The following is an 11,617-nucleotide window of genomic DNA, read 5'->3' on the forward strand; positions in this document are numbered from 1 at the left end:
TAAAAAAGAATAGATAAAACCATATAAATCAAACGCTTATATTCAATAGACATTTTATTTAAATCATTATTGCTGTGGATTAAGCTCATCTTTACACGGTCAAAACTTATAAGGATCACGTCTCCCTACTAAGTAAGGAGGATAAGTTGTTTTTCAAAAGGTGCTAATGTAGCAGCAGAAAGCGTCCTTATTCTTCCCGGATCTTCTCTAGAGATACTGCGTTCATGCAATACCGCAAGCCACTGGGAGCAGGCCCATCGGGAAACACATGACCAAGATGAGCATCGCAAACATTGCAGAGTGCTTCCACCCTTATCATACCAAAGCTGATATCTTTGTGATAAGCCACATTTTCCACAGCTATAGGCTGCGTAAAGGACGGCCAACCTGTACCACTTTCAAATTTCTCCTGTGAATCGAACAAGGGGGTTCCGCAGCATTTACAGGCATATAGACCAGGTTCGAATAAGCTGCAAAGCTCCGAGCTGTGTGCCCGCTCAGTACCTTTTTGACGTGTCACATAATATTCTTCAGGACTTAAAATTTCCTTCCATTCCGCATCAGGTTTTTCTACCCGCCTCGGGGGTGTAGGATTTCCATTAGTAGTGAATTTGATAATATTGTTCCAGTTCAGCATATTTTCGTAGTTTAATCCCAATTTATCTGTCACAAAGCGTCCGTAAGTGTATTAAGGGCTCTTTTCGACAAAGGTTCTGTTTACTTAGTGGTGAATTTCCTATGCAACAGTAATAGTATAGCTTTTGGTTTCGCTGCTATTGGGTGCCAGAAATGAAATTCCTTCTTTCTGGATAAACTCATGGGAAGAGGTAGTGCTATCAGCAATCCCCATCCATGGCTCTATGCAAACAAAAGGAGCTGCAGGTTTTGCCCAAATTCCCAAATAATCAAAATCCTCAAACTTTACGGTCAACACAGCTCCTTTTTCACGATGTGAGAGGCTTGCTTCACGTGATTTTAAATGTTTGAAAATCAAAGCATCATTATCAAATAAATCCTTTGAAAGAGGGATAATAGTACTGTTATTCAAGAAAGGCTTGGTCTGGTCTTTAATCAGTCCCTGCTGATCGATCAGCCAGGTAGCATCTGTTTCTGATTGGGGAAATTCTATGCGATAATCCTCATATGTTTCCCCGATACGAAGAGGACAGTTAAAAGCAGGATGGGCACCAAGACTATAAGGCATAGTTTCCTTTCCCAGATTACTTACTTCATGGGTCACTTCCAGCACTTTCTCTGAAAGTGTGAAAGTAATATCCAACTGAAATTCAAATGGATAAATCCGCAGCGTCTCATTATCCCAAATTAGACGGAATTTGAGAGAATTTTCAGTTTGCCCTATCAATTTCGGCTTATCAGAATGCCGGACAAAACCGTGCTTTGGTATCTCGTATTTATTGCCATCGAAATAAGCAAAACCATCCTTAAGGGCACCGATTATAGGAAATAGGACAGGAGCCTGTCCTTTCCATATGGCAGGGTCACCTTGCCATATGTATTCAAGATTTGTTGATCTGGACCGGATAGAACTGAGTTCCATGCCGATGGGATTGATGGCTATCTGTAAGTCGTCTGACTGAAGGGTAACATTCATATTTTTTGAGGCAATAATGCATAAAATACTATAACTTTCCGAAAGCTGACAGGCAGTGGTATTACTACATTGATTTGGAAAAATTATCTTTTACAAACGCTTAATTTCCATGCGGGTTGGATTTATAATTTTATGATGATTCAACTTGCTGATTTTCAAAATGATTAAGAACCTATTTATTCATTTGAATTTTTATATTTCCGCATATTTCTATCGGCTCATTGAGAAATAGATTTATCAATTACAGCCAAAAAGAACCATATCTCCAATGCAGCCTTCTACTAATCCGATTTTGTTTGACCAGCAGACCATTAGCGATGAGTGGATAGACCAGCTTTACCCCATAAAACTACAGAAGCTTTCAGGTACACATTGGACACCAGTCGAAGTAGCAAAAAAAGCAATTTCATTCCTGACAGAAGGCGAGAGGCTACGTGTGTTGGATTTGGGATCAGGCTCAGGAAAATTCTGTCTTGTTGCCGCTTCGCTCTGTAAAGATGCTCAGCTGATAGGAGTGGAGCAGCAGGAGAATTTAGTCCATCTCTCACGAAAGATAGCTGCTGGGCTTCAACTGGAAAACCTGACCTTCGTTCACTCAGATCTACTTGATCTGGATTTTAGCCAATACGATTCGTTTTATTTTTTCAATGCTTTCGAAGAGTTGATCAACTTTAAAGACAGGGTGGATAAGTCTAAAGAACTTGATGAAATCACACATCAAACCCACATCCAATTACTTAGGCGGAAATTTGAGCAAACCCCTCCAAATACACGGATAGTGACCTACTGCGGCGAATGCGCTGAGATCCCCTACAGTTTTGCTTTAGTTCGTTCCAGTAATAAAGGCAAGTTGAAATTCTGGGAAAAAAGATAAGCATATTTTTGGGGTACAGAACTGTTTCAAACAGACCTCTGTTGAGACTTAAAATCCTTTTTTAAAAGCCAAAACCACTACAGATTTATGAAATACAATTCAATCGGAAATACCGGCCTCTTAGTATCCGAACTCTGCTTTGGCACTATGACCTTTGGTGGACAGCAGGATGATATGTGGGGAAAAATCGGCAAACTGCAGCAGAAAGAAGTCAATGAAATGATGGAGGCTGTGATAGCATCGGGCATTAATTTCATAGACACAGCCAATGTTTATTCATTTGGGCAATCTGAACAGCTTCTAGGACAAAGTCTCCTCGATCTGAATGTTGCTAGAGATGAGGTAGTGATTGCGACTAAATTGCTCGCAAAGATGAAAGATAAGCCCAATAGCGCAGGGCTTTCCCGCTACAATATTTTCAATTCAGTAGATGCAAGCTTGAAAAGGCTTCAGCTGGACTATGTGGACATATTGTATGTACACGGCGTAGATCCTATGACTTCTTTGGAAGAGACTGTCCGCTCACTGAATGACATAGTGGAGACAGGAAAGGTAAGGTATATCGCCATCTGTAACTGGCCTGCCTGGATGGTGGCCAAAGCCCAGGCGATCGCCCATTACAGAGGATGGCACAAGTTTATAGGCCTGCAGTATTATTATTCGGCGGTAAGCCGGGACATAGAGCATGAATTGGTACCTATGGCCTTAGATCATGACTTGGCTATTTTCCCTTGGAGTCCACTTGCAGGTGGCTTCTTAACCGGGAAATTTACCAGAACAGGGGAGGAAACAGGGGCCAGAAGAGCCAACTTCGATTTTCCTCCAATAGATAAAGACAAAGCCTATGATCTGGTAGATGCAATGGGTGATTTGGCAAGAATCCACGATTCCACCATAGCTCAGGTAGCACTGGCATGGGTACGACAGCAGAAAGGGGTGACGAGTACCATTATAGGAGCTAAGACGCTAGAGCAATTGAATGCCAATATTGATTCCACTCAGCTGCTGCTGACCGAAGATGATTTGAGGAAAATTGACAAAATCAGTCCTCTTTCTATGCAATATCCAGGCTGGATGGTCGAGCGTCAGGCCAATTATAGAAAGTAATGCAATATTAGTTGGAAGCAGCCTCTATTTCGGATTTAAAAATAGAGGCTGTTTTTTTAAGGACTTTCACGAGTTAGAAACATGGGCTTAAAATTCTTGAACCTGTACGAGCAATACTACCCCTCTCTTCAAATTTTAAAATACTCCTATATCCTTCAGCGAGATTCCTTCTATCTGATTTGACTATAGCTTATTTCTTTAAATTTTCTAGTTGCTCTTGGTTCTCAATTTCCATTTCATCGTACACCAGCGTCCAGCCCATGGATTTGGTTAAGATGTATATATTGAGGAGTTCACTTATGAGCCGCTCATTTGCGTCCTTCTTGAGATCAGATTCATCTATTTTTTTCCGGAATTGCGATGTAATGCTACTCTTGATGACGTTATAATCCTTTCCTTCAAATGGATTTAGATAATCCTGAGTCACGTCATAATATTCAAATTCCGGATAGATATTTACCACAGGTTCCGGGATAGAAACTATTGTGACCGTTTTACTTTTTTCATCAATCTTAGTTTCCATCTGCCTCAGGTCATACTCTACCGTGGCTTTGGCCTTTGCTAGGATCATTGCTTTTTTATTGGCGCTGACCAGGTTGAGAAATAGTTTTTGGGAGTTTTTATAAGTAAATACCTGGGAGTAATGTGCCTCAGTCACGATGAGTTTCCCCACCTGCTCGATCTGTTGTTGGATCATTGCAGTATTGGCAATAAGTTCTTGCTGTTGAGTTTTACGATCAACTAATAGCCAGATGCCCCCGACGGTCAGTAAGGCTGCCATGAATCCAATTATAAATTTGTACATAAGAATCTACAGGGTGGGTTCAGAATGGAAGTACGTGAAATGCCCCAAAAAGATGTCCATTACTATCTGGCATAAAGAACCAACTGTTTCATTGCCCAAGCTTCATTTCCATTGTCCAAACTCTCAATTTTCAAGAATCTGCTCACATCTCCGCTTTTCCAACTGATCGTGTTCATACCTTTTACACCTGATCCTGTAGCTACCTTTTCCCAGCTTTTTCCATCTTTGGAAATAGAAACGGTGTAACGTTCAGGAAATCCTTTTTCACCGGAGTCGAACTCTACCTCCGCGAAGTTTACATCCTTTGGCAATTCTACCTGAAACCAATCTCCGGATTTCTGGGGTTCTTCGGTTTTCCATCCCTTAAAGCTGAAGGCATAAGCAGGATCTTTGGTAGATCCCACGCCCTGTAAAGCTGTGCTACTTGCAGTTACCTTCCAATTGTCCTGATAGGTAAGAGATTTCGGGATTTCGCTGATCAACTCGTCAAATTCATAGGTACCGGATCTCCCTGATGTTTCATTTCTTAGTTCAGCTACATACTCTGGGCTGACAAAACTTCCTGAGTTGCCAAAGTCATTTCGTATATATGAAATCACTGAAGCAATCCATTCGTCGTCATTGGAGTCCATGGCAATCATTAAACCTTCATATTCCTTGCCATCCAGTGCTCCGGTGAGCCCATGAAGGAGTGTTTTTACAGAATATTCAGGATGTCCCATTACCCTTGGTGAGCCTGAGAAAGCAGGAGCAATAAGCTGTCCGTCCCCAGCTGGAGATCCCAGACCTTTCGGCCCATGACAAGTGGAGCAATAGCTGTCGAAAATAGTCCGTCCTTTAGTGAACAAGGCTTGTTCCTTTGGTGTGAACTTGGTAGCTGTCAATACTTTTTCCTTTTCCATCCGCTCCTGTAGCTGACTGCCTACAAGTTGCATTCCTCTTGTTTGATTTTCCTGCAATGTAACCTTGATCAAATCCTCCACATTGTCAATATTAAGGATATATGCACTGAGCAGTGCTTGTATAGCCACATCGATGGAAGGATCCTTGATCATGGCAGTATAATCACCTGCCAAACTTTTCTCACCGTACTTGTACAGACTTTCACTTGCCCGAAGCGCCTGAATTCGCATGTGGGGGCTGCTATCTTTCATTAGTTGTTTTACTAACTCCAATTTTAAAGAATTTAACCCTTCCAGCGTCCAGAGAGCGTGGACACGTGCAAGTTCATTGTCAGAGCTGGCTATGAGATTTTCCAAATCCTTTACAACAGATTTGTCCTGATTCAGAATAATCAATTGCTGTGCTTGATCCCTCCACCAGCCATTTGGATGACTGAGATGCCGGACAAGCTCAGCAGAACTCTCATCATACATCCTTGGCTTTTCTAGGTTTCTTTCTAGGCCTTCGAAAGTCACTCGCCAGATCCGTCCATTCCCTACAATATCATCCATCTGGTATTGTTGGATTTTAGCTCGTAGGTAGCTGCCTTCCTGAGTCCAGTTTCCCTGCTGGATTATTCCCCGGTACATATCCACAATATACATAGTGCCGTCTGGAGCTGTGGCCATATCCACTGGACGGAAAAGCGGGTCAGTGGATTGGATAAATTCAGATTGTGCCTCTCTGTAATTATTTTGAATATAAGTCAACCCTTCAATTTTCTCTGAATTCACCTGACGGACAATACGCCCTACAGGCTCTCCGTAGAAATATTGATTTTGGATTTCTTTGGGCAATCTATCCCCACGGAAAACATCATTTCCAGCCGCTCCTGTTACATTGTTTAGAGAACCATCAGGTTTGGTTTCCCGCATCCCAGGCTGGAAATCAGCCAATTTTACTAGACTGAAAGGTTCTCTAAAACCATCTTTGTACTGACCTTTTACAGAGAAGTTGCCATAAACCAATGGAAACTGGAAGCTCTGAGGCACTCCTCCGGCACCGTCCTGAAACCAGGTCTGCCCATAATTATCCTGTGTAACACCCCATTGGCCCCAGGGATTTCCCGCAGGTTCTTGAATGACCCCATCGGGTGTCCATCGGATTCTTCTCGAATTATAAGTACTGTACATCCAATTGTCCATGGTCCAGGTAAGGAAACTGGTTTGATGCTCTACATTACCAGATCTTCCTAGTCCAGAAGCAAATAGTTCTTTTTTATCAGCCTTTCCATCCCCATCGGTATCAGTATATTTATACACATTATCCTCATTGGATTCCATGGATAAAATTGTGTTTTTGCCAAATGGGACAACAAAGCGGGGAAATACCAAGCTATCTAGAAATATGACACTGGTATCATACACGCCATCATTGTCAGTATCCTCCCATCGGGAGATTCTCGAAGTTGGTAATAATTCTCCATTGGCGTCTATATCCTGCATGTAGGTTCGCAGTTCTAGGACATACATGCGTCCGTTTCCATCAAACTGAATGGCCGCTGGTTCCCTGATCTGTGGCTCGGACAATATTGGCTCCAATTTATATCCAGGTTGCAAAACAAAAGATTTCAACTGCTCATTGGCTGATACCGGAACAACCGGAGGAGCAGGACTGAGGTCTATTCCTTTCCAAACGGGAGATTCCATATCCGCATCTTCCGGAATAGGGATGGAAGGGTAGGGCTGCTCCAATCGTGCTGGATCCATAGCTTCAGCCGGGGAGACATCAAAAGGGGATTTTTCAGGTGTGCAGCTAGGTAAAACGGCCAGTAAAATACAACATGCACTTACTAGTATAGTTAGGGTTCTCATTTGAAATGATATGAATAGGTTTATTTTTAATAGTCCAAAAGAATTTACAAAATATAGGTTTTCAAGGTCAATGGAGGTACCGAAAAAATAATTTATCTGTTTTCGTTGAACAACCCCATTTATAACTCAATAGCTCTTTAGCCCGTTAAGGCTAGGGACGTACAGTTTCCGCATTAATTGGAGCAAGTCATTAATAAACCTTAAAAAAACCAAACCATGGATAAATTAGAAAAATTGGAAATGATGGATAAAATCCTGAGGGAGTTTGAAGATCTGAGAAATAGCCAGACCTCCGTTTTGAAAAAAATATCCAAAATAGAGGCTGATAATATTAACTTAGGAGTGGGACTTTTGGAAAAAAAGTTACCTGATATGTGGCAGAATGTCGATAGTAATTTGGGATTGGTCACTTCTCTTGAAGAAGAATTCCAGGCCTACCGGGATAAATTCTATGCTGATAATAACCTCAAAGCTCTACAAGAAAATGCCGGGTGAAAAAAAGTATCAGTACCATATAACCAAAAGGCTTTTATGAAAATAAGGGCCTTTTTCCGTATGAACATTATGTGTTTTTTTCACCCCTTATCCAGAAGCTGAATTTATCTGCAAGACCTTCACAGTAACCAGTAGCTGACCGGAATGTCGCTGCATGTGCTCTGCGGCATGAAACAATAAACCTCCCACAGTGGATGGGAGTTGTGCTCTCCCCACTCCTCTATAATCAGCTAAGGTATTGGGATCAGTAAGTGACAGGAATCCCAAAAACCCAGTAATGTATTGATCCAAATTCTTCAACAACTCCTCTGTAGTAAGTCCTGCATTTGGCACACCTTCATTGCTTAGGTAATCGAACTGATCTTCATTCAGTGCCTCTGCTTTAGCATAAGTAGCCATACGATCCAGAACCCCGGCTATATGCTGCAAGTGAAAAGCTGGGGAAGCCAAGCCCACAGGTTTTTCCCAAAGTAAAGTAGAAGGAAAATCCTTCATCAACCCATGAATCTCCTCCTGAGCTTGGAGAATAGCATGGGCTATAGGCTGTAATGCAGCAGGATATTCAGGAATCGGGCCTCTTAGCCAAACTTCAGGTTGGGATTTCATTGCCTTAAAATAGGTTGGATTTCATGACCAAGCAACGGTTTTGTTCATTTGATTTAAAGCTTTCAATGAATGGAGATACCCAGTTCGCAAAAAGTCCGTCAGCGACCATCTCTGTACTGTTATGGACAATTGTTTTCATAAAACACCCCTTTATGAAGCCTAGATAGTCATTTTTTCTTGGCATGAATATTAATCCTACATTTAGATAATATATTTTATTTATATGAAGAGCTTTCAGTTAGGTGAGTTTGAAGAAATAGTAATTCTCACTGTGGGCATCCTGAATAATTCTGCTTACAGCGTTGCCATCAAGGATGAAATTGAATCACGGCTTAAGCGAACCGTAAGTATGGGCGCTTTGCACACCGCCTTAAATAGGATGGAGGACAAGGGCTATTTGAAATCATTTTCAGGTGAGGTGACTGAGGAAAGAGCTGGCAGACCCAGACGGTATTTTGAAATAACCGCCTTGGGGAAAAAAGCTATCCAATATTCCAAAGATACCCGGGATGAACTATGGGCCGCCATCCCTAAAACGATTTGGCAGTCTAATCTTGCAGGGATTTAAACCATGAGTAAGCGACAACCCGCCCCACCAAAACTTTTCCTCCGTTTCTTCCGATGGTTCTGCCATCCAAGAATGCTGGATTACATTGAAGGTGATCTTATCGAAGTTTATGAGCGAAATTTCAAAACTCTGGGAAAGGGTAAAGCAGACTGGAGATTCATCCTAGATGTACTGTTGCTTTTTCGCCCAGGCATTATTCGCCCAAGAAAACCTTATCAAAACTTAACCCCCTATGGTATGTACAGAAGTTATTTCAAAATCGGCTGGAGGACTATTTTAAGAAACAAGGAATATACCTTCATCAATATCGCCGGGTTGGCACTAAGTGTCACCTGCTGTATCTTGATTTTCGCACTGGTGAAGCATCACTTAAGTTTTGATGATTTTCATGAGAATAAGGACAGAATCTACCGTGTGGTTACGGAGCAGCACCGGGAAACGGTATCTTTTGTAAACAGTGTTCCATCTCCGCTTGGGGAGGTACTAAGAGAGAACCACACCTATGGAGAGCAAGTCGCCCGAATGTATCATGAGTCCAATGCAGTGATCACTTTTGAGCGGAATGGAGCATTACAGCTAATCAAAGAGCCTAACGGCTTTGCTTTTACAGAGTCCGCTTTTTTCGAAATATTTAATTTCCCTTTAATAAAGGGTTCTATTAAGACGGCATTGAGTGAGCCAAATACAGCTATTATCACCGAAAGGCTTGCAAAAAAATATTTTGGAGAGCAGGATCCTGTCGGGCAGGTCATTTCGTATGACAATTTTCTGCCTTTCACCATCACTGGTGTTTTGGGGGACCTGCCGGAAAAGACTGATATAAAGCCTGAAATTTTTGTTTCTTACAGTACCCTGAAAGATTTTAACCCTTGGCTGGCAAGTGATCATGCATGGGGAGGAATCAGTTCAGGAATGTACTGCTACACGTTGCTCAGACCTGAAGTGAGTCCTGCTGAAGTAGAGGAGGCATTGAAGCCCTATGTGAAGCAATTTCGTCCGGAGAGTAAAAATGTCCATCATTATAAATTGCAGGCGCTTTCAGACATCCACTTCAATGGAAAATATGGTGGAGCAATGGAAAAGTCTGATATAGGAATCCTAACTTCCATTGGCATATTTTTGCTTCTTACCGCTTGTGTGAATTTTGTGAATCTTGCCACCGCACATGCACTGAAAAGATCTAAAGAAGTGGGAGTCAGAAAGGTATTGGGAAGTTTCCGGGGACAGTTATTCTGGCAATTTATATTTGAAACCGCGATTATCTCTACGATTAGTATCCTGATTGCATTTGTCACCTCTTTAGCGCTGGTGCCTTATGTGAATGACTTCTTCAGCGTCCGTATTCCAGACAACTTCTTTGCCGATAGCACACTGCTACTATTTATCTTTGGTCTGAATATCCTGGTTACACTTCTCGCCGGGTGTTATCCAGCTTTGATTTTGACAGGTTTCAAACCCGTGCAAGCGCTTAAAGGAAAACTTTCTATGCAACAAATGGGAGGTTTTAATACCCGTCGCTCTTTGATTGTGGCGCAGTTTGCCATATCCCAGGTATTGATCATCGGAGTGATTGTGATCATGAACCAACTGCGATTTACCAGACAAGCTGAGCTTGGTTTTGACAAGGAATCTATTGTGATGGTATCGCTGGGAGGTGATTCGCTGAAAACCATGAATGCGCTGAAAAATGAGTTCTTACGTTTACCGGGTATAGAAAAAGTCTCCCTCTGTTATCAAGCTCCCGCATCAGGTAATTCATGGAACAATTCTATCCGATTTGGTTCCGACACGGAAGAAGTTAATTTTCTTACCAACATGAAACTGGCTGACTCTGATTACATCCCCACATTTGATCTGGAATTGTTGGCTGGAAGAAATCTTACACCCTCAGATACGGTAAGGGAGATGGTGGTCAATGAGGCCATGCTCCAAAGTTTAGGTTTCACTTCATATGAAGAGGCGTTGGGTGAAATGGTCTATGCCAATGGAGGAAATATGAAAGGGCCTATAGTGGGGGTGGTCAGAAATTTCCATGATAGATCTTTGCATCAGGGCATTTCTGCTACGATTATCACTACTGCAAGTGGAATGTACTCCAATTTCGCCATCAAGATTAACGGGAATTCCGTTAAGGCAACCTTGGAAAAAATACAACAGCTCTGGGAAGAACAATACCCCAACAAACTCTTCGAATATTCATTTCTGGATGACAACATCGCCCAGTTCTATGATGCCGAAGACACCCTACTCCGTGGGATTCAGTTCTTTTCTGCCATTGCCGTTTTTATTGGATGCATGGGGCTTTATGGGTTGGTTTCTTTTATGATTTCCCAGAAGACCAAAGAGGTTGGAATACGCAAAGTGATGGGAGGAGGGGTGATGCATATCATCTGGCTATTTGGCCAGGAATTTATCCGTCTGATTTTGATAGCATTTTTGGTCGCAGCACCGATTGGCTGGTGGTTTATGAATGGTTGGCTTCAGGATTTTGAATTTAAAATCCAACTGGACATGTGGACTTTTGTTACGGCAATAGGAGCCTCACTACTTATCGCAGCATTGACCGTGGGATATCAGGTTCTTCGGGTGGCATATATCAATCCTGTGCTGAGCCTGAAAACAGAGTGAACAATTGTCAATGTTCAATGGGCAGTGCACAATTTATAGGGAGGCTGTCTCATATTGATGTTTGATAATTGAAGACAGCCTTTTTTATTCAATAGAGGCCGATTTCCTGATTTCGGCCTCTATTTTTTTGAATACCGTTTAATTTTATAGGAATCGGGATTCTCCC

At 42.0% G+C, this 11,617-nt stretch carries 10 protein-coding genes; 5 read left to right on the forward strand and 5 right to left on the reverse strand.

The features are described 5' to 3' along the window. Positions 1-187: 187 nt before the first annotated feature. Positions 188-637: a peptide-methionine (R)-S-oxide reductase MsrB gene (msrB, locus tag LZF95_RS26040; protein ID WP_233758422.1), complete on the reverse strand. Its 450-nt coding sequence runs from the start codon at positions 635-637 to the stop codon at positions 188-190. A gap of 99 nt (positions 638-736) precedes the next feature. Continuing rightward, positions 737-1,612, reverse strand: coding sequence for an aldose 1-epimerase family protein (locus tag LZF95_RS26045; protein WP_233758423.1), 876 nt, complete (start codon positions 1,610-1,612; stop codon positions 737-739). Between the two features lie 268 nt (positions 1,613-1,880). Between LZF95_RS26045 and LZF95_RS26050 the strand changes: the two genes are divergently transcribed. After that, entirely contained in the window at positions 1,881-2,486 is a 606-nt protein-coding gene (locus LZF95_RS26050) for a methyltransferase domain-containing protein (protein WP_233758424.1), read from the forward strand. 87 nt (positions 2,487-2,573) lie between these two features. Continuing rightward, positions 2,574-3,593 (forward strand): aldo/keto reductase, encoded by a 1,020-nt coding sequence (locus LZF95_RS26055; RefSeq protein ID WP_233758425.1) that lies wholly within the window; start codon positions 2,574-2,576, stop codon positions 3,591-3,593. 190 nt (positions 3,594-3,783) lie between these two features. Here the strand turns inward: LZF95_RS26055 and LZF95_RS26060 are convergent, their stop codons facing one another. Then, positions 3,784-4,398, reverse strand: a complete 615-nt coding sequence (locus tag LZF95_RS26060; protein ID WP_233758426.1) for a DUF4230 domain-containing protein — start codon at positions 4,396-4,398, stop codon at positions 3,784-3,786. Positions 4,399-4,460: 62 nt separating this feature from the next. Continuing rightward, on the reverse strand, positions 4,461-7,154 hold the full coding sequence (locus LZF95_RS26065; RefSeq protein WP_233758427.1) for a discoidin domain-containing protein: 2,694 nt from the start codon (positions 7,152-7,154) through the stop codon (positions 4,461-4,463). A 216-nt stretch (positions 7,155-7,370) separates the two neighbouring features. Between LZF95_RS26065 and LZF95_RS26070 the strand changes: the two genes are divergently transcribed. After that, positions 7,371-7,649 (forward strand): hypothetical protein, encoded by a 279-nt coding sequence (locus LZF95_RS26070; protein WP_233758428.1) that lies wholly within the window; start codon positions 7,371-7,373, stop codon positions 7,647-7,649. A gap of 87 nt (positions 7,650-7,736) precedes the next feature. Here the strand turns inward: LZF95_RS26070 and LZF95_RS26075 are convergent, their stop codons facing one another. After that, entirely contained in the window at positions 7,737-8,255 is a 519-nt protein-coding gene (locus tag LZF95_RS26075) for a DinB family protein (RefSeq protein ID WP_233758429.1), read from the reverse strand. A 223-nt stretch (positions 8,256-8,478) separates the two neighbouring features. On the opposite strand from LZF95_RS26075, the gene LZF95_RS26080 reads away from it, so the two are divergent. Together LZF95_RS26080 and LZF95_RS26085 are read left to right on the forward strand one after the other, a co-directional pair. Continuing rightward, on the forward strand, positions 8,479-8,823 hold the full coding sequence (locus tag LZF95_RS26080) for a PadR family transcriptional regulator (RefSeq protein ID WP_233758430.1): 345 nt from the start codon (positions 8,479-8,481) through the stop codon (positions 8,821-8,823). A gap of 3 nt (positions 8,824-8,826) precedes the next feature. Beyond that, a complete protein-coding gene (locus LZF95_RS26085) occupies positions 8,827-11,451 on the forward strand; it encodes an ABC transporter permease (RefSeq protein WP_233758431.1) in 2,625 nt (874 codons plus the stop codon). The last annotated feature ends 166 nt before the right edge of the window (positions 11,452-11,617 follow it).

This window comes from Algoriphagus sp. AGSA1, from assembly GCF_021390545.1.
Lineage (GTDB): Bacteria > Bacteroidota > Bacteroidia > Cytophagales > Cyclobacteriaceae > Algoriphagus.